Origin of the sequence: Acinetobacter sp. CIP 53.82, from assembly GCF_000369465.1 — a bacterium.
GTDB classification, from domain to species: domain Bacteria; phylum Pseudomonadota; class Gammaproteobacteria; order Pseudomonadales; family Moraxellaceae; genus Acinetobacter; species Acinetobacter indicus.
In genome coordinates this window covers 737,731-760,603 of the sequence record NZ_KB850046.1, presented here as the reverse complement: position 1 = coordinate 760,603, position 22,873 = coordinate 737,731, and the positions used below count along the sequence as shown (strand labels likewise).

The 22,873-nt window shown below is 47.8% G+C and carries 20 protein-coding genes, 4 tRNA genes and 1 riboswitch; of the genes, 17 read left to right on the top strand and 7 right to left on the bottom strand.

Features of this window, described 5'->3' with window-relative positions; all coding sequences use genetic code 11:
* Positions 1-11 precede the first annotated feature (11 nt).
* Positions 12-233, bottom strand: a riboswitch (cobalamin riboswitch).
* 145 nt (positions 234-378) lie between these two features.
* From F905_RS09195 to F905_RS09180, 4 genes are all read left to right on the top strand, one after another.
* Positions 379-1,023, top strand: a complete 645-nt coding sequence (locus F905_RS09195) for a phosphoribosylanthranilate isomerase (RefSeq protein WP_005179983.1) — start codon at positions 379-381, stop codon at positions 1,021-1,023.
* Complete coding sequence (trpB, locus tag F905_RS09190) at positions 1,004-2,248, top strand: tryptophan synthase subunit beta (RefSeq protein WP_005179981.1); 1,245 nt, start codon at positions 1,004-1,006, stop codon at positions 2,246-2,248. Before F905_RS09195 ends, trpB begins: the two co-directional genes overlap by 20 nt.
* A 369-nt stretch (positions 2,249-2,617) precedes the next feature.
* Positions 2,618-3,136, top strand: a complete 519-nt coding sequence (locus F905_RS09185; protein WP_005179980.1) for a DUF1543 domain-containing protein — start codon at positions 2,618-2,620, stop codon at positions 3,134-3,136.
* Positions 3,137-3,303: 167 nt separating this feature from the next.
* Positions 3,304-4,296, top strand: a complete 993-nt coding sequence (locus F905_RS09180; protein WP_005179978.1) for a DUF2804 domain-containing protein — start codon at positions 3,304-3,306, stop codon at positions 4,294-4,296.
* 99 nt (positions 4,297-4,395) lie between these two features.
* On the opposite strand, the gene F905_RS09175 is transcribed toward F905_RS09180, so the two are convergent.
* Positions 4,396-5,274: a metal-dependent hydrolase gene (locus F905_RS09175; protein ID WP_005179977.1), complete on the bottom strand. Its 879-nt coding sequence runs from the start codon at positions 5,272-5,274 to the stop codon at positions 4,396-4,398.
* A gap of 120 nt (positions 5,275-5,394) precedes the next feature.
* On the opposite strand from F905_RS09175, the gene F905_RS09170 reads away from it, so the two are divergent.
* Positions 5,395-6,480 carry a helix-turn-helix domain-containing protein gene (locus F905_RS09170; protein WP_005179974.1) on the top strand — a complete coding sequence of 362 codons (1,086 nt, stop codon included), beginning with the start codon at positions 5,395-5,397 and terminating at the stop codon, positions 6,478-6,480.
* An 11-nt stretch (positions 6,481-6,491) separates the two neighbouring features.
* On the opposite strand, the gene F905_RS09165 is transcribed toward F905_RS09170, so the two are convergent.
* Positions 6,492-7,823 (bottom strand): Na+/H+ antiporter NhaC family protein, encoded by a 1,332-nt coding sequence (locus tag F905_RS09165; RefSeq protein ID WP_005179972.1) that lies wholly within the window; start codon positions 7,821-7,823, stop codon positions 6,492-6,494.
* 364 nt (positions 7,824-8,187) lie between these two features.
* Here F905_RS09165 and trpA point away from each other — a divergent pair, with 364 nt between their 5' ends.
* From trpA to F905_RS09145, 4 genes are read left to right on the top strand one after another with little or no spacing between them, the layout of a single operon-like run.
* The gene (gene trpA, locus F905_RS09160) at positions 8,188-8,991 is read left to right on the top strand and encodes a tryptophan synthase subunit alpha (RefSeq protein WP_005179970.1); all 804 of its coding nucleotides are present in this window, start codon (positions 8,188-8,190) and stop codon (positions 8,989-8,991) included.
* Complete coding sequence (gene accD / locus F905_RS09155) at positions 8,988-9,884, top strand: acetyl-CoA carboxylase, carboxyltransferase subunit beta (RefSeq protein ID WP_005179967.1); 897 nt, start codon at positions 8,988-8,990, stop codon at positions 9,882-9,884. The genes trpA and accD overlap by 4 nt, the downstream gene beginning before the upstream one ends.
* Positions 9,881-11,164, top strand: a complete 1,284-nt coding sequence (gene folC, locus F905_RS09150; RefSeq protein WP_005179965.1) for a bifunctional tetrahydrofolate synthase/dihydrofolate synthase — start codon at positions 9,881-9,883, stop codon at positions 11,162-11,164. The genes accD and folC overlap by 4 nt, the downstream gene beginning before the upstream one ends.
* On the top strand, positions 11,161-12,186 hold the full coding sequence (locus tag F905_RS09145) for an SPOR domain-containing protein (RefSeq protein WP_005179963.1): 1,026 nt from the start codon (positions 11,161-11,163) through the stop codon (positions 12,184-12,186). The genes folC and F905_RS09145 overlap by 4 nt, the downstream gene beginning before the upstream one ends.
* Here F905_RS09145 and F905_RS09140 read toward each other — a convergent pair.
* Both F905_RS09140 and F905_RS09135 read right to left on the bottom strand, forming a co-directional pair.
* The gene (locus F905_RS09140; protein WP_034597893.1) at positions 12,183-12,800 is read right to left on the bottom strand and encodes a dual specificity protein phosphatase family protein; all 618 of its coding nucleotides are present in this window, start codon (positions 12,798-12,800) and stop codon (positions 12,183-12,185) included. The genes F905_RS09145 and F905_RS09140 overlap by 4 nt on opposite strands.
* A gap of 121 nt (positions 12,801-12,921) precedes the next feature.
* Complete coding sequence (locus F905_RS09135) at positions 12,922-13,563, bottom strand: peroxiredoxin (protein WP_005179960.1); 642 nt, start codon at positions 13,561-13,563, stop codon at positions 12,922-12,924.
* A gap of 339 nt (positions 13,564-13,902) precedes the next feature.
* On the opposite strand from F905_RS09135, the gene secA reads away from it, so the two are divergent.
* The 8 genes from secA to F905_RS09095 all read left to right on the top strand — a co-directional run bounded on the left by secA (position 13,903) and on the right by F905_RS09095 (position 20,277).
* The gene (secA, locus tag F905_RS09130) at positions 13,903-16,620 is read left to right on the top strand and encodes a preprotein translocase subunit SecA (RefSeq protein WP_005179958.1); all 2,718 of its coding nucleotides are present in this window, start codon (positions 13,903-13,905) and stop codon (positions 16,618-16,620) included.
* 156 nt (positions 16,621-16,776) lie between these two features.
* Complete coding sequence (locus F905_RS09125; protein ID WP_005179954.1) at positions 16,777-17,130, top strand: hypothetical protein; 354 nt, start codon at positions 16,777-16,779, stop codon at positions 17,128-17,130.
* A gap of 160 nt (positions 17,131-17,290) precedes the next feature.
* Positions 17,291-18,511: a bifunctional glutamate N-acetyltransferase/amino-acid acetyltransferase ArgJ gene (gene argJ, locus F905_RS09120; protein WP_005179950.1), complete on the top strand. Its 1,221-nt coding sequence runs from the start codon at positions 17,291-17,293 to the stop codon at positions 18,509-18,511.
* A gap of 144 nt (positions 18,512-18,655) precedes the next feature.
* Positions 18,656-19,723 carry a quinolinate synthase NadA gene (gene nadA, locus F905_RS09115; RefSeq protein WP_005179948.1) on the top strand — a complete coding sequence of 356 codons (1,068 nt, stop codon included), beginning with the start codon at positions 18,656-18,658 and terminating at the stop codon, positions 19,721-19,723.
* A gap of 154 nt (positions 19,724-19,877) precedes the next feature.
* Positions 19,878-19,954 (top strand) — tRNA-Pro (locus F905_RS09110).
* Positions 19,955-19,995: 41 nt separating this feature from the next.
* Positions 19,996-20,072: transfer RNA gene (locus F905_RS09105), tRNA-Arg, on the top strand.
* Positions 20,073-20,106: 34 nt separating this feature from the next.
* A tRNA-His gene (locus F905_RS09100) sits at positions 20,107-20,182 on the top strand.
* An 18-nt stretch (positions 20,183-20,200) separates the two neighbouring features.
* Positions 20,201-20,277, top strand: a tRNA-Pro gene (locus tag F905_RS09095).
* A gap of 133 nt (positions 20,278-20,410) precedes the next feature.
* On the opposite strand, the gene F905_RS09090 is transcribed toward F905_RS09095, so the two are convergent.
* From F905_RS09090 to F905_RS09080, 3 genes are all read right to left on the bottom strand, one after another.
* The gene (locus tag F905_RS09090) at positions 20,411-20,890 is read right to left on the bottom strand and encodes an outer membrane lipoprotein YfiB (RefSeq protein ID WP_005179945.1); all 480 of its coding nucleotides are present in this window, start codon (positions 20,888-20,890) and stop codon (positions 20,411-20,413) included.
* A gap of 211 nt (positions 20,891-21,101) precedes the next feature.
* Positions 21,102-21,986, bottom strand: coding sequence for a diguanylate cyclase DgcN/YfiN (locus F905_RS09085; RefSeq protein WP_005179943.1), 885 nt, complete (start codon positions 21,984-21,986; stop codon positions 21,102-21,104).
* 132 nt (positions 21,987-22,118) lie between these two features.
* Positions 22,119-22,580, bottom strand: coding sequence for a regulatory sequestration protein YfiR (locus F905_RS09080; protein WP_228127899.1), 462 nt, complete (start codon positions 22,578-22,580; stop codon positions 22,119-22,121).
* Between the last annotated feature and the right edge of the window lie 293 nt (positions 22,581-22,873).

The window sequence follows — 22,873 nt, the reverse complement described above, 5'->3', positions numbered from 1 at the left end:
CGTGAATGATTGAGTTAAAGGGCACAACAAGCAGGTATCCGGACTTCAATGTGGCGCCAAGCATCTTGATGATGACCTGGACCTATATATCCACCTTCCCATATCTGAATACAGTGGTGTAAATCGCATGATTTAAACTGATATATGTTTCATTGTTACCGTTGCGGGGGCAGTGTTGGATTTTCACCAATTTCCCTAAAGCCAAGGCTTAAACTTGCTGTGAAACGGGCGCAGTATAAGTGCCGTATGCATTTTAAACAACTTGTGCAAGAATTATCAGGCTGAACTTTACTCAAGTGAAAAAATTTGCATTACAATGAGCCGGCCCCATATTTATAGATAGGCTATAAAGCGGGCATTACGAGAGCCAAACAAGTTATGCGAACCCGTGCCAAAATTTGCGGCATCACCCGGGTTGAAGATGTACATGCCGTCGTCAACAGTGGTGCAGATGCAATTGGTTTTGTATTTTATCCTCCAAGTCCGCGCAGTGTGAGCGCAGAACAGGCCAGCGTTCTGGTACAGGCCATTGCGCCTTATGTGCAGGTGGTGGGTTTATTTGTAAATAGCTCAGCCGGTGAGATTCAGGCCATTCTCAATACAGTCGCGCTGGACATCCTGCAATTTCATGGCGATGAAAGCCCGGAACAGTGCCAGTCGATTGCGCAGCAGGTTGGACGTCGCTGGTACAAGGCGATTCAGGTTAAACCGGGGCTAGATGTGGTGGCTGAAATTCAAAAATATCAGCAGGCCGGTGCCAGCGCTGTACTTTTAGATGCCTGGCATCCTGAATTAAAGGGCGGAACCGGGCACAGCTTTGACTGGAGCAGCTTTCCCCAACTGGATATTCCACTGATTTTGGCCGGTGGATTAAACCCTGACAATATTGAAGACGCCATTCACACCACAGCCGCGTTTGCTGTAGATGTGAGCGGAGGCGTAGAATCCGCAAAAGGTATTAAAGACCAACAACTCATAGAACGCTTTATGCAAGGAGTCCATCGTGGATCAGCAAACTGTTAATACAGAAAAACAGGCAATTGACTATACCCAGTTCCCTGATGCAAAAGGGCACTTCGGTATCCATGGCGGACGTTTTGTGTCAGAAACCCTGATGGCGGCTTTAGAAGACTTGGAAAAGCTCTATTTTCGCATGAAGAATGATGAACAGTTTCTGGCAGAATTCGACCGTGATCTCGCTTATTACGTCGGTCGTCCAAGTCCACTGTATTATGCTGAGCGATGGTCGAAAGAGTTGGGTGGTGCACAGATTTACTTAAAACGCGAAGACCTGAACCATACCGGCTCGCATAAAGTGAACAACACCATTGGTCAGGCGTTATTGGCCAAACTTTCAGGTAAAAAACGTATTATTGCCGAAACTGGTGCCGGTCAGCATGGTGTGGCGACAGCAACCATCGCGGCGCGTTTAGGTCTTGAATGTGTAGTGTTCATGGGTGCGGAAGATGTGAAGCGCCAGGCCATGAACGTGTATCGTATGCGTTTGCTGGGTGCCAAAGTCGTCGCGGTAGAAAGTGGCTCTAAAACTTTAAAAGATGCCATGAATGAAGCGATGCGTGACTGGGTCACCAATGTCGATTCAACCTATTATGTGATCGGAACTGTGGCGGGTCCACATCCCTATCCGCAACTGGTGCGTGATTTCCAGTCCATTATTGGCCGTGAAGCACGCCGTCAGATTCAGGAACAAGCCGGCCGTCTGCCGGATGCACTTGTGGCCTGTGTGGGAGGTGGTTCTAATGCTATGGGCCTGTTCTATCCATTCCTGAATGATCAGGAGGTGAAAATGTACGGTGTTGAAGCGGCGGGCTTAGGCATTGAAACGGGGAAACACTCTGCGCCATTGAATGCCGGTCATGTCGGTGTCCTTCACGGCAACCGTACTTACCTGATGTCAGATGAACAAGGTCAGATTATTGAAACCCATTCGATTTCTGCTGGTCTGGATTATCCGGGTGTGGGTCCTGAGCACAGCTTCCTGAAAGATATGCATCGTGTGGATTATGTGCCAATTAATGACCAGGAAGCTTTACAAGGTTTCCGTGACCTGACCAAGATTGAAGGCATCATTCCGGCATTAGAAAGTTCACATGCGATGGCGTATGTAACCAAGCTGGCGCCAACCATGTCGAAAGATCAAATTATTATTGCAACGGTTTCAGGCCGTGGTGATAAAGACTTGATGACGGTAGCGCGTATTGATGGCGTGGAAATGGTGGATATGTAAAAAATCTCCCTAACCCTCTTTAAGAAAGAGGGAATAGCCCTCCTTAGTAAAAGAGGGTTGGGAGGATTTAAATCGCATTCAAGCAATTGGGTGCGATTTTTTTATTGTTGTAATGAAAGTTCCCCACTTTTTTAAAGGAGGGACGAGGGGAGGATTATTATTCAGATCCGATTTTTGACACAAATTCAGGCAATTATAATTCATCCAGATTTTCCCTTACTTTGGAAAAGCCCAAAGTAAGCAAAGACTTTTGTTGAGCAGATCTGACGTCCCTGTCATGCTGCTCAACAGGCGACATCCCGATCGCCAACGCGTATCATATTGCTGATTTATCTTCTACCTGGTTAAAACCATCTTCTGGAGTCTCCCATGCCAAGTCTGTTTATCGTCATGTTAGGCGGTCGTCATGCCCGCGCCAATACCGAAGTGCACGATGTGGTTCTTACCGTGGCTGATACGCTAGAAGAGACTTTCCCTCAGCTAAGACAGGCCTGGTTTGGCGAACAACAAGGCTTACATATTGATGCCTGGGCGCAAATCAATGGGGTGGAATTTGAAGGCAAACAATATCAGCTGCAATTTAGCAATGCGGCCCCGAATCAGGCACATGAAAAACTCTGGCTAATCAATTTAGGCGGCTACGATGCGCGTGAATTTGGCGAATTGCATCGCTATGTTCTGGTGGTTGCACAAAATGCCATGGTGGCCAAACAGCGTGGCAAGGCATATTTTGCTGCACACTGGCAAAAGCAGCATACCGACCGGGTACTGGATGTCGATGACTGCATCGCCATTGATCAGGTGCATGGCCGTTATGTACAACTGGTGGCCGGGGAATTTGCCGGAAACCGCTGGGAAAATACCTATTTGCCTATTGCCGAGTCCTGACTGTAGCAGACTTAAGCAATCAGCTTGACTCCAATATTGTGAAAGAAAGCAATCTATGTTTTTGTTATTGTTTAGATAAAATAATCTTATTTTTATTTTTCTGGCCAGATTTTATAGGCATAATAAAGCGGTAGCTACAGTGTCTCAAACCACATGGAATGTCGTACATGGATTTAATACAACAGAATGGACAGCCACGTTACGGACGTTTTAAGCAATTACCGACCAGTATCCAATACCATCATTATCAATATAAAAGCCCTTATGGTGATGTGCTGTCTGGGTGGCGTAAACGATTAAAATATAAAAAGTTTAAATTTTGTTGTATTCAGCATGAGCACTACACCATCGGCCTGGCCATTGTTGATATTGCTTGGGCCGGGCATGGTTTTGTTTATATCTACAATCATTTGACTGGTGAAGTGCTGGAGTGGGATGCGATCAGTTTTCTGGCCCGGCATACGGTGCTGGACGAGCAGCCGCTGTTTAACCATAGTCATTTTCATAAAGCCGGTTATCAGCTGGATATTCAGCATGCCAATGGAGTGCGTTATATCCGGGTGACTAAATACGGCGAACTGCGTCTGAGTGCGCGAATTTTCTGTGCCGGCACCGATCCATTAAGCATGTGCAGTCCGAATGGGATTAATGGCTGGACCTATACCCAAAAGCTGACCACGCTCGGCTGTGAAGGTTTTTTTATCAACAAGCAGGGACAAACCATCCAGTTTCATGACAAAACTTTTGTTTCTCTGGATGATACTTGTGGTTTTTTACGACCGGAAACGGCCTGGTTCTGGCTGTCTTGTAATTTCTGGGATGCCCAGAACAAGCGGGTCGGCATTAATCTGGCTTCTGGTGTCAATGAAAGCTTTGGCAATGAAAACTGCCTGTGGGTCAATGGCCGCCTGTATCCGCTGGCAGATGTGTTATTTGAGCAGCAGTCAGATAACCAGTGGAATATTGTCTCGCTGGACCAAAGCCTGAATTTAACCGTGACCACCGGCTGGCGCCGTTATGAAAATCTGAATTTGCGCCTGGTGGGCAGCCAGTTTAGCCAGTGGCAGGCCAAAGTCAGCGGTACCATTGTGCAGGATGATCAGGAAATTGTGTTCCTGAATGAATATGCCTTGCTGGAACAGCATTATGCCAAATGGTAATTGTTAGTCGCTGATCCTGATCATCAAAAAGCTACGGCTCATCCATCGAATAAAAAAGCTGAACCTGACATTCAGCTTTTTTAATCCACCATAACTTCTTTAATCTTTAGCCGCCTGCCAGAAGGCTTCACCGGCCTGAATCGGATCGTTGGTTTGTTCCAGGGTGTTAATCCAGACCTCATACTGGGCAATAATCGGATGCTGGCTGGGATGAAAATCTTTTTTAAACCAGTCCTTATATAGCCGGCCCATCCGGGTCAAGGTGCCTTTTTTGCCAAAGAACCACGGCAAACCTTTGGCATTCAGTTGCAGGCGTTGCCACAGGCTAAAGCCATCCTGTTTTAACATGATATTGGCCCGATAAATGGTAAAACCAAACATCAGGAACGTGGTCCAGACCAGGGCAAAATGCCGCATCGCTTTAGAAACTTGGGCCACATCGCGCATTACATCAAAGGCCACATCGCGGTGTTCCATTTCTTCAATCGCATGCCAGGCAAACAAGGCACGCACATACGGATGTGCCTCAGCTAACGTCGAGCGATGGGCATAAAAGGTTTCAGCCATGAGGGCGGTCAGATGCTCGGCTGCTGCCGTGGTGGCAATATTATATTCCGGGGAGCGTTTTTCCAGTTCAAATTTAAAAATCCGGTTGAGCTGGCGGATAAACTGATCCACCGGCATACCCTGATTTTTCATTAGCTGGTTCATTTTGTCATGCGCGATGCCATGCTGGGCTTCCTGGCGGATAAAGTCGGCCACGCGTTGCTGCAGTTCTGGCTGCTGAATCTGCTCGCGGTATAAGCGTACCGACTGAATAAAATAGCGTTCCCCATCGGGAAAGGTCAGGCTTAAGGCATCAAACATGCGGGTCAGAAAAGGATCTCCACCAAACCAGAAGCGTGGAATCTGTTCCAGCTTAAAGTCGAGATTGCTGCGCACCACTGGTTGCGCCTGATATTGGACTATGGCATTCATCTTGTTTTACTTCATCTAGTCGTTCATATCTGCAGTATGTCGGGCTTTAGCGGCTTTGTTTTGACAAGTCTTGCCAGTTTTTATACATTTTACGCCATAGTGAAAATAAGAAATGTCAGGATGACAACTTACCTGAGTGATATTCAGATTCCAAACGGCTATGTGCATTTGTGGCAGTCCTATCTGCAGGCACAAGGTGTGCAGCCGCAACAGCTCGAGCTGTCAGACAGCTTGCAGCAATATGTGCAGCATGTGCTCAGTTTGCCGATTGATGGCCAATCTTCCTGTCAGGCTTTTATTGCGCTGCTGGAACAGACCCGGCAGCAGCTGAACACAGCCTATCTGGTGTTTGAGCTGGCGCGTTTTATCCGTCCGGAGCATTTTGGTGTGCTCGGCTATATGGCCTCGCGCAGTAATAGCGTGGCCGAAGCCTTGCAGTATATTGCCCAGTTTAGCCGGCTGGTGATTGATGCCAACGAAGCGGTCCCCATGCAGATTCAGCAGCAGGATGATTTGCTGATTGTGTCTTGGCCGAATCCGCAGGATCAGAGCACGCTGATTCACGAAATCACCTTTGCCTGTATGCTGCAACTGGCCCGGCAGATGTTTGCGGCCGAGCACTTTCCCTTGCGCCGGGTTCATTTTGCCCATGCTCCGCAAACGGCGCTGTATCAATATCAAAAGTTTTATGGCTGCGAAGTGCTGTTTGATCAGCCAGATTATCAGCTGGTGCTGAGCATCGACAGCCTGCAGCTGCAACCACAGCAGCCTGATCCAACTTTAATCGGGATTTTAAAAAAACAGGCTGAAGAAGCGATGGCGGCCAAACCTTTGCTGGAAGGGCTGGACCAGAAACTGCGTCATTTGATTGCCGATTATTTAAGGCTGCAGCAACAGGCACCCAAGCTGGATGAGCTGGCTGTCGAGCTGTGTATGTCCAGTCGCACTTTGCAGCGTCAACTGAGTGAACTGGGGACCTCATTTAAACAGCTGCTGGACATGGAAAGGATCAAACGCTGTGAGTTGCTATTACCGCAAAAGCTGAGTCTGACCGAGATTGCCAGCCAGCTCGGTTATTCCGATCAGTCGGCTTTGGCGCGTGCCTATAAAGCGCATTGCGGCCAGACCTTAACCGAGCGGCGCCGGGTACTGCGTCAGCAACAGACCACCAATAAAAAGCGGCTGAATAGCCGCTTGGAAAATTAAAAAGTACAGTCTTAAGCCGTGCGCAGTTTAGGGAAACGCAAGGCAATAGCGGCAATCGCAAAAATCGCCAGCACCCAGCAATAATAGACACTGCCAATCAGCTCTACCGGTGACATTTTGGCAATCGAGCAGGCCAGCAATAACTGGGCGCCATAAGGAATCAGGCCCTGTACCACGCAGGAGAAAATATCCAGCAGGGCGGCAGCGCGTTTCGGATCGACGCCATATTCCTGCGCCACTTCCCGCGCCATATCTCCAGACAGGATAATCGCCACGGTATTGTTGGCCACAAACAGGTTGGAAAACACCACCAGAAAGCTAATCCCCAACTCACCAGCACGTTGCGCGCCAACCTTAAACAGGCGAGTCAGCTTGTAGATGCGTTGAATCAGCCATTCCAGGCCACCTTCTTTTTGCATAATGGCCGATAAGCCACCCAGGAACATCGACAGCAACGCCACTTCAAACATGCCGACAAAACCGTCATAAATAGCACCATTCAGCTTGAGCAGATCAAACTCAGGCAGCATCAACAGTCCCATCAGTGCCGAGAGTGAAATCCCAATGGTTAACACTGCCAGTACATGCAGGCGGGAAAAGGCCAGCACAAACACCGCCACATAAGGCAAGATGAGCCAGGCGTTATACTCCTGATAGGCAATGGCCTGGGTATTCTGGTTGATCAGCATATAAATCAGCACTGTGATCAGCGCGGCCGGTACGGCAATCCAGACATTGACCTTGAATTTGTCACGCAGCTGTACTTTCTGGCTGCTGGTGGCGGCAATGGTGGTGTCGGAAATCATCGACAGGTTGTCGCCAAACATGGCACCGCCAACCACCGCACCAATGGTATAGACCGTGGCAATTTGCGTGGCTTCGGAAAAACCAAAGGCAATGGGTGCACAGGCTGCAATGGTGCCCATTGAGGTGCCCATGGCAGTGGCAACAAAGGCTGAAATCAGAAACAGCATCGGCAGTACAAATTCCGGCGGAATAATCGACAGGCCCAGCTGTACCGTGGCATTGACACTGCCAATGGCGCCACTGGTGCTGGCAAAGGCACCGGCCAGCATAAACACCATAAACATCAGGATCAGATTGGGATGGCTGGCGCCCTGCAAAAATTCTTCAATGGCCCGGTTCAGCTGACCACGATAGAGCAATAATGCCAGGATAATGGCTGGAATGGCCGCCACCGGCGCCTTGACCTGATAGAAGGCAAACTCGGTCCCAATCAGGGAATGGTAAATGCCACTGCCTAAAAAAATGGCTAAAAATACAATAAGTGGCAACAGCGCAAGCCCGCGAGCGTGCACTTTTGCCTGGGAGTCGGAAATCATAGAAATAAGAAAAAGTCTGAAAACGGCGCTAGTATAAAGCAGCTTTTGCTATTTCTGAAAACTTTAAATGTAAATGCTAACTGTCCTATTTTTATCATCTTTTTTGCTCAGTCATTGGGTTTTTCTAACTGCTTGAGATTGCTGGGAATAGCGAAATTAGGCATCTTTGATCATTGAGAAAAAAACCGAAATATCGGTAAATGTAGCTTTCGGGTTGTTCTGGAATTCGCGCTTTGCTGATGAAATCGGGCATCGACCAGCTGTGCTCTGTTCAATGAGCAAAAAATAGCGTTACAATGCGATGTCCTGTATTTCGACAATAGCAACTTATCAGTTTTGAATTATTCAAGGAAAGCACAGCCCTATGTCACGTTTAGCCACCCGATTTGCACAGTTGAAATCTCAACAACGTAAGGCCCTCGTATCTTATGTCATGGCAGGTGACCCACAGCCACAGGTAACGGTACCGCTGTTACATCAAATGGTTGAGGCGGGTGTAGATGTGATTGAGCTTGGACTGCCATTCTCTGACCCGATGGCCGATGGTCCAGTCATTGCCTTGGCTGCAGAACGTGCATTGGCAGGGGGAACCAATACCCTCGATGCACTGAATATGGTCAAGGAATTCCGCCAAAAAGACACGGAAACACCAGTGGTGCTCATGGGTTATTTAAACCCGGTTGAGGTCATTGGCTACCAGAAGTTTGTCGCCTATGCGCATGAATGTGGGGTAGATGGTGTCTTGCTGGTGGATCTGCCGCCAGAAGAAGCTGCCGATTTGGACCAGATCTTACAGCAGTATGATATGGACCAGATTTTCCTGCTGGCACCAACCTCTACCGATGAGCGTATCCAGCATGTAGTGAAACAGGCCAGCGGCTTTATTTACTACGTGTCGCTCAAAGGCGTGACCGGTGCAGCCACTTTAGATGTCTCTGAAGCGGCGCAGCGGATTGAGAAAATCAAGGCAGTCACCGATGTACCGGTTGGTGTCGGTTTCGGTATCAGTGATGCGGCATCTGCCAAAGTCATGGGTGCCGTGGCAGATGCAGTCATCGTCGGCAGTGCTTTCGTAAAACAGTTTGCCAACCTCGAACCAGAACAAGCCGTGGTTGAAACGGTTAATAAAGTCAAGGAGCTTCGAGCCGCGCTCGATGAGTTAGTATGAGTCAAGAAGTCAAGCCAGGGAAAATCTTAAGCCCAACTACGCCGTGGACAGAACGCGGCGTACCGGGAATTCATGTACCGGATGAGCAGCAAGCCTTAAAGGCGACATTCACCGAACCAACCATCGAATGTCCGGAATGTCATGCACTGGTGACTCGTACAGCCATGTCTTTCAATGCCTATGTCTGCCCGCAATGTGACGAGCATTTACGCATGAAAGCGCGTGACCGTTTAACCTGGTTCCTCGATCAGGTCGATGCCGAACTGGGTCAGGAATTTTCTGCTAAAGATCCACTGAAATTTGTGGACAGCAAGCCGTATCCGGACCGTATGGCCGAAGCACAAAAGAAAACCGGTGAAACTGAAGCTTTACTGGTCATGCAAGGTTTATTAAAAGGCGTGCCGGTAACCACCTGTGCCTTTGAATTTGACTTTATGGGCGGCTCTATGGGCACGGTGGTCGGTGACCGTTTTGTGCTTGCAGCGGAACGTGCCATTCAGCAACGTCAGCCGTTAATCTGCTTTGCCGCCTCAGGCGGTGCGCGTATGCAGGAAGGCATGCTGTCTTTAATGCAGATGGCGCGTACTTCAGCAGCCATCCAGCGTTTAAAAGAAGCGGGCTTACCATATATCGTGGTCTTAACCCATCCGGTATATGGTGGCGTAACGGCATCGTTGGCAATGTTGGGTGATGTTCATCTGGCAGAACCAAAAGCCATGATTGGCTTTGCCGGTAAGCGTGTAATTGAGCAAACCGTACGTGAAAAACTGGATGAACCGTTCCAGCGCGCGGAATACCTGCTTGATCATGGTGTGGTCGATCAGATTGTTCATCGTCATGCATTACGTGATACTGTATATCGCATTGTCACGAAACTGATGAATTTGTCTTGAATACAGCACCACTTGCAACCGACTCTTTAGAAACATGGCTCAATTATTGGAGCCATGTTCACGTTACAGGGATTGATTTAGGTCTGGAACGGGTGATTCCTGTGGCTGAAAAGCTGGGCGTCACTCACCCGGACGCAAAAGTGTTTACCGTCGCGGGCACCAATGGCAAAGGTTCCACCACCACCACCTTGGCCGCGATTTTAAATGCTCAGGGTTATCAGGTGGGGCTGTATCAGTCGCCGCATATTTACCGTTTTAATGAACGGGTCAAACTGGGCGGCGTCGAGGTCGATGACCAGCAACTGATTGAGGCCTTTGTACAGGTCGATCAGGCGCGTCGTGACTGTAATTTAAGTTTATCGTTTTTTGAAGCCACCACGCTGGCGGCTTTTGTCATTTTTAAGCAGCAGGCTTGTGATGTCTGGGTGCTAGAAGTTGGTCTCGGCGGCCGTCTGGATGTGGTCAATGTGGTACATCCCGATGTGGCCGTGATTACCAATATCGGGCTGGATCATACCGACTGGCTGGGCGATACCATTGAAAAAATTGCCTTTGAAAAAGCCGGCATCATCCGCCCGAATATTCCGGTGATCTTTGGCGGCGTGCAGGAATTACCGCAAGCCATTCAGGACAAGGCTGCGCAGTGTCAGGCCCCGCTATATGTGGCCAATCGTGATTATTTTTACCGCACTGCTGCAGATGGCCAGTCCTGGTCATTTGCCAGCAGTGGCAGCACCTTGAAATTACCGCTTGGCACGCTGGCGCTGGAAAATATATCGACCGCAGTTGCCGCCGTGTTACTTAGCGGTCTAAACATCCAGCAGCAGGCGATTGCCAAAGGCATCCAACAGGCCCAGCTCCCGGGCCGTTTTGAAATTCGCCAGATTGCCGGCAAGACCGTAATCTTTGACGCCGGGCACAATCCGCACGGTGTAGAGTTTTTGTTAAAGCAATTGCGAAATTATTTAAATTACAATAAACAGTACACCGAAGTGATCAGTGTGTTTTCCATGCTGGCCGATAAAGATGTGAATTCTGTCGTTGCCTTATTGAAAGAACATGTTTTAATGTGGAAAATTGCACAATTAAATGTTCCTCGTGCGGCAGACATCACACAACTGGATGCGGCCCTCGAGGGCGAAACAGTACAGCACTTTGATAGTGTTCAATTAGCTTTTAAATCAGCGCTGGATGAAACAAACAATAATCAGCTGATTTTGGTATGTGGATCATTTCATACCTTAGAAGCGGTATGGGAGTATTTGGAAGAATGTCAATGAATAACAAACAGCGCTGGATGGGCGGCGTTGTTTTATTGGGTGGTGGTGTGTTATTGGCAGCATTACTCCTGAAAGGCCAAGAAGAAATACATCAAAATAATGTCAAAACGCCAGAACGGGTCGAACAGTTACAGCAAAATACTGCGCCTGAAGCCGAAATGATTCAGCTACAACCGTTAACGGTAGATGTAGAAACTGAAAAACGTCTGCTGGAAGAGCAGCGCCGTGCCCGTGAAAAAGCCGTGGCTGAACAGGAAGCGCGTGCAGCTGAATTCCTGGCCATGCAGCAGCAGGCAGAAGCTGAAGCCGCCCGTAAGGCTGCAGAAGAATATGCGGCCTTAAATGCACTACGTAATGGCCAGCAGCAAAGTTCCGACAATATTCCGCCAGAGCTGGTTGAAGATGAGCAGGCCAAACAAAAACGTCTGGCTGAAGAAAAACTGGCTGCCCAGAAAAAGCTGGAACAGCAAAAAGCAGCTGAAGCCAAAAAAGTCGCTGAACAGAAAGCGGCCCAGGAACGTACTGCTGCCGAGAAAAAAGCAGCAGAACAAAAAGCTGCGGAAGAAAAACGCTTAGCCGAAGAAAAGCGTCAGGCAGAAGCCAAACGCAAGGCCGAGCAGGAACGCAAGGCTGCTGAACAGAAAGCTGCAGAAGAGAAGCGCAAAGCTGAGGAAAAACGTCAGGCAGAAGCCAAACGTAAAGCCGAAGAAGAAGCCAAAAAGAAAGCTGAAGCCGAGAAAGCACGTAAACTGCTGGAAGGCGAAGATGATGGCAAGCAGTGGATGGTGCAGGTGGCACTGGCTGCCAATGAGGCCAATGCCGATGCACTGGCCGCGCGCTTAAAAGCCAAAGGCTATAAAGTCACCAAGAGTCCAACCTCTAAAGGGATCCGGATTATGGTGGGGCCATCCAAAGACCGTGAAAGTGCCGATGCAGCGCGCAAGAAAATTGCGGCGGATGCCAGCCTGAACATGAAATCGGCCTGGGTGATTGACTGGGTGCCGTTAGACAAGCGGAACTAGTTGTCCAGTCTATCGGTATCTTGCCGTGAGTTTTCATTCGATGGATTCGACAGCTGCTGTCGAATCCATTTTATATTTTCAGGACGAAATAAGGCGTCAATATTGACCCAGATCGGATGAAAGCCAAAGCCACCATATTTCATTTCTGCCAGCGCCTGTTCCACCGGCCAGTGTTCAAATATAATCCGGTACATGGCCACACTGGCCCCGGTCCGGTCTGCACCATGATAACAATGAATCAGCACTTTTTGCTGTTGGGCTTGGGCGGTTTGAATCTGCTGCATCACCTGCAATAAATCTTCCCGGTCAATGGCCCAGGTATGAATCGGTAGATGCACCGATTGTAGTCCATGCTGCTGTAGCGGTTCAGCCTCTGTCGCTTTGGGGCGCAGGTTGATGACCACATCAATATCATGCTGTTGTAACAATGCTGCCAGCTGTTGATCGGGCTGTTCGCTGCGAAACAGCATCGGGCTGACCTGATAAAAATTGTGCTGCGCATCCAGCGGTTGAGCCCAGACACTCGGGCGTTGCTGTTCAGGCAAGGCAGGTGTAGTCATACAGCCCGTGCAACAAATACAGGTCAGGACCAGGGCAAGCAGATTTTTGGGCATAGTGTTCTAATCGGTTGTGCTGGACCATCCCAGTGTAGCACGGCTGAGGTGCTGACCTTGTACCATGAAAAAATGCCCGTCTGAAGACAGGCATACAGGAAGATGAACGGATATTGATTATTTAGTCACGATTCGGCTGCGGGGTTAAACGCAGGTACGGTTTTACTGCAGTATAGCCTTTCGGGAAACGCTGTTTTAATTCGGCTTCATCTTGCAGTGAAGGCACAATCACCACATCTTCACCCTCTTGCCAGTTGGCCGGGGTGGCCACTTTATAGTTGTCGGTCAGTTGCAGGGAATCGACCACGCGTAAAATTTCATGGAAATTACGTCCGGTAGAGGCCGGATAGGTAATAATTAAACGCACTTTTTTATTCGGGTCGATAATTACCAGGGAGCGTACCGTCAGGGTTTCGCTGGCATTGGGATGGATAAAATCATATAGCGTCGATACTTTACGGTCCTGATCGGCAATAATCGGAAAATTCACGCTGGTGTTCTGGGTTTCGTTAATGTCATTAATCCAGCCTTTGTGTGACTCGACATCATCGACCGACAGGGCAATGGCCTTGACGCCACGTTTTTCAAATTCCTGTTTGAGTTTTGCGGTATAGCCCAGTTCGGTGGTGCAGACCGGGGTGTAGTCGGCAGGATGTGAAAACAGGATGCCCCAGCTGTCGCCCAGAAATTCATAAAAGTTCAGGGTGCCTTCGCTTGATTCCTGAGTAAAGTCGGGTGCGGTATCGCCTAATCGTAAACTCATTTTAACTGCCTCATATCGTTGTTGTATTGGGGGATGGAATTGACTATGGCGCAATTCTTTTAGCATTGAAAATACTTTTTTTGTAATTCTTTATGAATATATGGAATAAGTAGTTGCATGAAATGCTGAAAAAACATGCAGTCATATTGTCATGCTTTGACTATATCATCCGATTAAAATTTGCTACATTATTTTGCCTTAGCTTCGCTGTACGGATAGAAATCATCAGAATTTTTTGATGGGTTGTGTGCAAAACCCTTGTACTTCAAATTTCTAGCACCATAATAACGACTGAGAACAAATTATTCTTTTGACAAGCAAGATTTAGAGAGTCTATTCATGTTGGCAAGTCTGATCGGAGGAATCTTCGGTACCAAAAATGAGCGCGAACTCAAACGCATGCGTAAAATCGTAGACAAGATTAATGCGCTCGAGCCGACGATATCAGCCTTAAGCGATGCAGACTTATCTGCAAAAACCGAAGAATTCAAACAACGATATAACAAGGGCGAAAGTCTAGATAAGTTATTGCCAGAAGCGTTTGCAGTCTGCCGTGAAGCCGGGAAACGGGTCATGGGCATGCGCCATTATGATGTACAGCTGATTGGTGGTATTACCCTGCACGAAGGTAAAATTGCAGAAATGCGTACCGGTGAAGGTAAAACCTTAATGGGGACTTTGGCCTGTTACCTGAATGCCTTAAGTGGTGAAGGCGTACACGTGATTACCGTGAACGACTACCTGGCACAGCGTGATGCCGAGCTCAACCGTCCACTCTTTGAATTTCTGGGTTTAAGCATCGGCATTATTTATTCGATGCAGGACCCGACCGAAAAAGCGCAAGCTTACCGTGCCGATATTACTTACGGAACCAATAACGAATTTGGTTTCGACTATTTGCGTGACAACATGGTGTTCTCGCTGGCAGAGAAAAAGCAGCGTGGCCTGACCTATGCCATTATCGATGAGGTCGACTCGATCCTGATTGATGAAGCACGTACCCCGCTGATTATCTCGGGTCAGAGCGAAGACTCATCACAGCTGTATGCGGCGATTAATACCATTCCGCCTAAACTGCATCCGCAAAAAGAAGAGAAAGTGCCAGATGGCGGTCACTTCTGGATTGATGAAAAACAGCGTTCGGTTGAAATGACCGAAGTCGGTTATGAAACCGTAGAAAATGAGCTGATTCAGATGGGGCTGCTGGCAGAAGGGGAAAGCCTGTATTCTGCTTCCAACCTGAATCTGGTACATCATGTGTCTGCGGCCATTCGTGCCCATTTCCTGTATCAGCGCAATGTGCATTACATCATCCATGATGGTGAAGTGATTATTGTCGATGAAAACACCGGCCGTACCATGCCGGGTCGTCGCTGGTCTGAAGGTCTGCATCAGGCAGTTGAAGCCAAAGAAGGTCTGGAAATCCAGCCTGAAAACCAGACTCTGGCCACCACCACCTTCCAGAACTACTTCCGTCTGTACAAAAAACTGTCCGGTATGACCGGTACTGCCGATACTGAAGCGGCAGAAATGAAAGAAATTTATGGTCTGGATGTGGTAATTATTCCAACCCACCGTCCAATGATCCGTCAGGACCATAACGATTTAATCTATTTAAATCGTGAAGGCAAATACAATGCGATTATTCAGGAAATCCTGCGCGTGCAGGAATCCGGTGTCGCGCCGATCCTGATTGGTACTGCCACCATTGAAGCCTCAGAAATCCTTTCGGACAAACTGAAAGAGGCCGGTATTCATCACGAAGTTCTGAACGCCAAACAGCACGAACGTGAAGCCGATATTATTGCCCAAGCCGGTGCACCACGTGCGGTGACCATTGCCACCAACATGGCGGGTCGTGGTACCGATATTCTGCTCGGTGGTAACTGGAAAGCTCTGCTGGCCAAAATTGAAAACCCGACACCTGAAGATGAACAACGTCTGAAAGAAGAATGGGACCAGAACCACGAAGCGGTACTGGCCTCAGGCGGTTTGCATATTATTGGTTCTGAACGCCATGAATCACGCCGTATTGATAACCAGCTGCGTGGTCGTGCCGGTCGTCAGGGTGACCCGGGTGTGTCGCGTTTCTATCTGTCACTTGAAGATGACCTGATGCGTATTTTCGCCGGTGATCGTGTGGTGGCCATGATGCGTGCCATGGGCCTGAAAGAAGATGAAGCCATTGAACACAAAATGGTGTCGCGTTCGATTGAAAATGCCCAGCGCAAAGTTGAAGCACGTAACTTCGATATCCGTAAGAACCTGTTGAAATACGATGACGTCAACAATGAACAGCGTAAGATTATTTACTCACAGCGTGATGAAATTCTTGCCGCAAACTCATTGCAAGATTACATCGAAGAAATGCACCGTGAAGTGATTCAGGGCGTGATTGCCAACTATGTACCACCAGAGTCGATTCATGATCAGTGGGATATTGACGGTCTGGAGCAGGCGTTACGTGAAGATCTGGCTTTAGATCTGCCAATTAACCAATGGTTAGAAGAAGATCGCCGTCTGGATGAAGAAGGTCTGGTGGAGCGTATTTCTGATGAGCTGGTGGCTCGTTATAACAGCCGCCGTCAGCAAATGGGTGATGAATCTGCAGCCATGCTGGAGCGTCACTTTATGCTCAACTCGCTGGATCGTCACTGGAAAGACCATCTGGCGGCAATGGATTACTTGCGTCAAGGCATTCATTTACGTGGTTATGCGCAAAAGAATCCGGAGCAGGAATACAAGAAAGAAGCCTTTAACCTGTTTGTGAACATGCTCGCTGTGATCAAGTCTGATGTCGTGACTGACTTGTCTCGCGTACACGTACCAACAGCTGAAGAACTGGCTGAACTTGAAGCACAGAAACAGGCACAAGCCGAGGCGATGCAGCTGAATCTGTCTCATGCCGATGTGGACAGTCTGACCGGTGAAACTTTCGAAGCCGATGCGCAGCAGACAACCCCAACCGAAACGGTGTTTACGCCACCGGCAAGCCGTAATTCACCATGTCCATGTGGTTCAGGTCTGAAATACAAACAGTGCCACGGCAAAATCTAAGCCATTCAAAACATCTCGCAAAAAGCAGAATTTCGATTCTGCTTTTTTTATTCCGCTAAGTGTTTGAATAGTTTTGCAAGATGTGAATACAGATTGCAGTGCAGGAAATTAAATGGTATTTAGTTGCACATTGCACACCGAAAAGTGGAAAACACAATGAAAAAAGTATTACAACCTTTACTGATTGTTGCTTTAGCAACGCCTGCTTTGGCTTTTGCCAATACCCAAACCACCACGCCGGCAAAAGTTCAGGCCGCAGTCGGTGTAAGCACCACCCAAGCAGTGGTCAATAATGACCAGGTGACGGTTGCAAGCCCACGTACCGGTATCCGTTATACCTTTGCCAACCCGAATAAACGTCCGATTGTGCTCCAGACTGCAGCCATTGCTCCGGCCAATGCTGCCAATGCCGACCGCATTGTTGCTTCTAACCCGGCCCTGTCTGCAGAAAGCCAGCAAAAAGCCAAACAGGCTTTATTAAATGAAGCTGCGCAACTGGCCAAAAACTAAGGGTCAAGCACACAACACTAACCAGCCTGCGGGCTGGTTTTTTATTGCACGGCAGTTGAGTCCGGTCACAATTTTGTGGATGACGGGTTCTGCTCGATTTTTTCCTGATTTTGTTCTAAGCTGTGCACACTGAATTATTAACTGGTTGGACGTTTTAAAAATGGCAGTAGGTGACGTTTCTATGCCACAGATGCATGTGGTCAAAGGGGTGAGAATTGGGACAGCAGAAGCCTATGTTCGTTATAAGAACCGACGTGACCTTGTTATTTTTGAACTGGCCGAAGGTGCCAATGTCGCCGGTGTATTTACCCAAAACGCCTTTTGTGCAGCGCCTGTGCATATCTGTAAAGCGCATCTGCAGGCGGGTAATCCACGTTATTTAGTGATTAACACCGGCAATGCCAATGCCGGAACCGGTAAAACCGGTATGCAAAATGCAGCAGCAACCTGTGCCAAGCTGGCTGAACTGGCAGGTGTACAGACCGCCGAAGTATTGCCGTTTTCTACCGGTGTGATTGGCGAGCAGTTACCAATTGAGCGTTTAACTGCGGGTTTACAACCGGCCCTAGACAGCTTGCGTGCTGATGCCTGGGACGATGCTGCTCGCGGTATTATGACCACAGACACCACACCGAAAGGTGCATCTGAACAGTTTGAACTGGATGGCATCACCTATACCATGACCGGTATTTCCAAAGGTGCCGGCATGATCCGTCCAAATATGGCGACTATGCTCGGTTATGTGGCTACCGATGCTCCAATCAGCCATGAACTGGTACAGCAACTGCTGAGCAGCACGGTTAATGTCTCGTTTAACCGCATCACTGTCGATGGTGATACCTCGACCAATGATTCCTGCATTTTCATTGCAACTGGCCAAGCCGGTGGTACAGAAATCAGCTCGACCGAAGATCCGCGTTATGCCGTAGTATTAGAGGTTTTAACCCGGGTGATGACACGTCTGGCGCAGCTGATTGTGCGTGATGGTGAAGGCGCGACCAAATTTATTACTGTTGCAGTCGAAGGTGGACAAAATACCCAGGAATGTTGCGATATTGCTTATAGTATTGCTCATTCGCCATTGGTCAAAACCGCTATTTTTGCCTCAGATCCAAACTGGGGCCGTATTTTGGCGGCCATTGGTTATGCGGGCGTGCCAAATTTAGACGTTGAAAAAATTCAGGTTTGGTTAGATGATGTACAAATCTGTAAAGATGGCGGCGCCGCAGCGGACTACACCGAAGAAGCTGGCGCACGTGTCATGGCGCAGCAGGAAATGACCATTCGTGTAGATTTAGGTCGTGGCCAGGCTCAAGATACCGTCTATACCTGCGATTTATCTTATGATTATGTCAAGATTAATGCAGACTACCGTTCTTAAGTCCCTGATGTATTTCTGAAAAAGCCTCCGTTGTGAGGCTTTTTTACAACGCTGTATTTTTAATGATTGGTCAAGCACTGACACTGACCAATTGCTGATGTAACTGCTTGTGCAAACAAGCATTTCGATAGAGAAGACGCTGTTATGAATGATGCGACCAATTTAATTGCCAATGAAGCAAAGTCGATTGTGCAGGCGCATTTAGACCGTTTGGGTGAACCGAAAGAAAATCATTTAACTGAAGAAGCCAAGCAGGCCAAATTTGCCTTAATTCAGGCCGAACTTAAAAAACGTGATGCAGTACTGGTGGCACACTATTATTGCGATCCTGAAGTGCAAGAGCTGGCAGAGCTGACGGGTGGTTGTGTATCGGATTCACTGGAAATGGCACGTTTTGGTCGTGATCATGCAGCGTCAACCTTGGTGGTGGCCGGGGTGAAATTTATGGGCGAAACCGCCAAAATCCTGTCACCTGAGAAAACAGTGCTGATGCCGACGCTGGAAGCCACCTGTTCACTCGACCTGGGCTGCCCGGTAGATGAATTTACCCAATTCTGCGATGCCCATCCTGATCATACCGTAGTGGTGTATGCCAACACCTCGGCTGCTGTGAAAGCCCGTGCCGACTGGGTGGTAACCTCAAGCTGTGCGGTTGAAATTGTCGAGCATCTCGATAGCCTGGGTGAAAAAATTATCTGGGCACCGGATCAGCATTTGGGGCGTTATATCCAGAAAAAAACGGGCGCAGATATGCTACTCTGGGATGGTGCCTGTATCGTGCATGAAGAATTCCGTGCCCGCGGGATTGCACAAATGAAAGCGCTTTATCCGGATGCAGCGGTGCTGGTGCATCCAGAATCACCAGAATCGGTGGTGGATATTGCTGATGCAGTCGGCAGTACCTCACAACTAATCAAGGCTGCCCAGACTTTGCCACATGAGCGTTTAATTGTGGCGACCGACCGCGGGATTTTCTACAAAATGCAGCAGGCGGTACCGAACAAGATTCTGGTAGAAGCGCCGACCGCCGGTGAAGGCGCGACCTGTCGCTCATGCGCGCATTGCCCGTGGATGGCCATGAACGAACTGGATGGCATTTTGCAGGTTTTACAGCAGGGGGATCAGGAAATTTTTGTTGATCCGGCGCTGGCAGAACGCGCTAAATTACCGCTTGATCGCATGTTAAACTTCAGTGCGCAGCTAAAACGCTAAAAATTGATTGAAAAATGTCTAAAATGCTTGATAAATAAGCGGTTGAAGAGATTTTTCATATTTTTTTAAAGATAGGTGTTGACGTCCACGGGCGTCGCGCCTAGAATGCACACCGTACCGCACGATGTGCGATACACGAAAAGCTGAGATGAAACGGAGCATAGCACAGCCTGGTAGTGCACCTGGTTTGGGACCAGGGGGTCGTAGGTTCGAATCCTACTGCTCCGACCAATTTCTCAAGGCAACGATGTGTTTTTGGTATCATCGGTTAAGCGCTTGTAGCTCAGTTGGATAGAGCATCCGCCTTCTAAGCGGATGGTCACAGGTTCGAATCCTGTCAGGCGCGCCATTTTGGTGGCTTGGTATTGTAGAACTAATTGATGGTGGATGTAGCTCAGTTGGTAGAGCCCTGGATTGTGATTCCAGTTGTCGCGGGTTCGAATCCCGTCATTCACCCCAACTTTTAAAGTTGAAAATCGGAGCATAGCACAGCCTGGTAGTGCACCTGGTTTGGGACCAGGGGGTCGTAGGTTCGAATCCTACTGCTCCGACCAATTTCCCTAAAGTTGAAAGATAAAAGATGCCGCGTTAAGCGGTTTTTTTATGCCTGAAATTTAAGTCTGCTGATAGAATCTCCCCATAAAAAAAGCCTCTGCAAGAGGCTGATTCTACAAAGTAGCAAAATACTTAAGGCACAATCACCACATTTACACGACGGTTCATCGCCCGGTTTTCAGGAGAGGTGTTTGGTACCAGCGGCTGTTCTGCACCGCGAGGAATTACCTGTAAATTCACTGGTCGAAAACCTTGTTGCATAAAAATTTGTGCGACATTTTCGGCACGTTCTCCGGACAGCTTAAGGTTATAGGCCAGGTCACCGACATTGTCGCTATGTCCAATAATTTTGACTTTATCCAGTTTATATTTCAGCAACTTGCTTGAGAGTTGCTGTAAAGCTTGCTGGTTGTGTGCCTGGATCTCGGCCTGATCAAAACCGAACAGCAGTTTTTCTGGTAGGCTTAAGCTCCAGCCCTCGCTGGTCAGGCTAAAACCTTCCTGCTTGAGCATGCGGGCCTGTTTGTAATTGAGCTGCCCCAGACTCATGCAGGCACTAAGGGTAGTCAGTGCAAGCAGCAGACAAGCAGTTTTAAAAATATGTTTTAACATGAATAAACTAACCTTTGGCCATGCGCCCGTGCTCTGCAAAAATGTACCAGTGTTGTGCGAGCTGCTTGGCCTTATACATGGCCATATCTGCATTATTGATCAGCATTTCAGGAGATGATGCTGACTGCGCGAGTGCGATAACAATACTAAAACTGAAATAAATAGGATGATGATTAAAAATTAAAGGCTGGCGACAGCAGTGGAGTAAATTTTAACTTATTCTAATTAAATCATGATGATCTTCAATATTTTTTACAATAATTGCGAACTCATCACCACCGAGGCGGGACATAAAATCATGCTGGTTTAACGCTTGGCGCAAGCGTTTGGCCATTTCCAGCAGCACGGCATCACCGGCGGCATGGCCGTGGCGATCATTAATTTCTTTAAAGTTATCGTTATCAATAAACAGCAGGGCAATGCTGTCTTGCGTACCTTGGGCAAAACTCTGTGCCAGCATTTGATGGAAATATTCACGATTAGGAAGTTGGGTCAGTCCATCATGACGGGCCTGATGCGACAATTGATGATTTTCATGTTGCAGGGCCCGGGTTGAGGCTTCAATTTTGTCCAGCAGTTCATTTACCACGTGATTAATTTCCTGAAACTCAGAAATTTCAGACGAGGGCAGGCGTAGCTGATAATTTTTATTGGTGCTGATGGTCTGGGTGGTCTGTACCAGTGGATTGACCGCTTTCATCAAATGTCGGTAAACCGCATTTGCCGACCAGAACAGTAAGGCCAGCAGTAAAATAAAGCTAATGGTCAGCGCCAGTAGAATGGTATAGAAAAAACTGACATGGGTGGAGGCATTGCCATAGACCACCAGTTGTCCAAAATTTTGCTGCTGATGCTGAATCTCGACTGTCACTGGCTCACGAAAATACAGCCAGTCCAGTAAATACTGAATAAACGGTAACGCATTTTGATGATGATGAATGGTCGACAGGACTTCACCATTGGTTGCGATGACTTGAATTGAGTGAATTGGATATTGCTCGGCATATTCAGCCAGAATCTTCTGAATTGTATAAGTATCATGAAAGACCACAGCGGGCTGAATCCGCTCTGCCAGAGAACCGGATAAAATACTCAAACTCTGTTTGGCATAACTTCCAGGGTGTAATTAGACACCACACAAAAAATACCTAGGCATAAACCAAAGGTCAGAATAAAAATCACCAGCTGGTACGAACGGAAAATAGGTCGTAGCGATACTGCTTTGGGCTTATTCATGCTTTAGGCCCCCGTTTTTACCCAGTAATAATACCCGGGGGTCAATATGTACCTGCGATTGCGTCAGACTTTGCATATTCACCCTAAATGAATACTGCTGATTTTTCTTCTGGTAAAGGCAAAAGACGCTGCCCAGCTCACAGGCTGAATTGGTGGTGCTAATGCTTAAGGCGGGATAACGCACTGTACTGTTCAGAATATTCTGTTCTTCACGTGGGCTTAGGTTGGAAAAGACAATGGCCTGACAACTGGTCTGTTTTAAATCGTCTAATTGTAGTGGGCTGATTTTATAAACATGCTGTGTGCTACGCTGGCTTTTAAATTGTTGTGCTAGCGCTGGATTATTCACAATACAAATATTCGGCGTGTTTTGCTCCCATTTGGCATAACTTAAAATGGCATACACCATTTGCGGTACACCAGTGGTTGGGCTATTGGCATGGGCAGGGTGCAAAAATAAACACAGCAAAAAACACAGTGTTTTGTGTAAGGGGAGAGAAGGCATTTTTATAAAAAATTAAAAATAAAATTATGGCCGCAGTCTAACTAAAATAAAAATGAAAGAAAAGGATAAAAAATAAACTGAAAAACCTGAAATTGGTCATAAAAAATACAGTTAAGATATATTTCCCAAAATAATTAAAAATAGGGGTTGCGTCAGGTTTTATTTGCTCTATAATGCACATCCATCGGCGGTGATGTTGATAAAAACTTGTTGATAAACAAGGATTTAGCTAAAATGGTTGA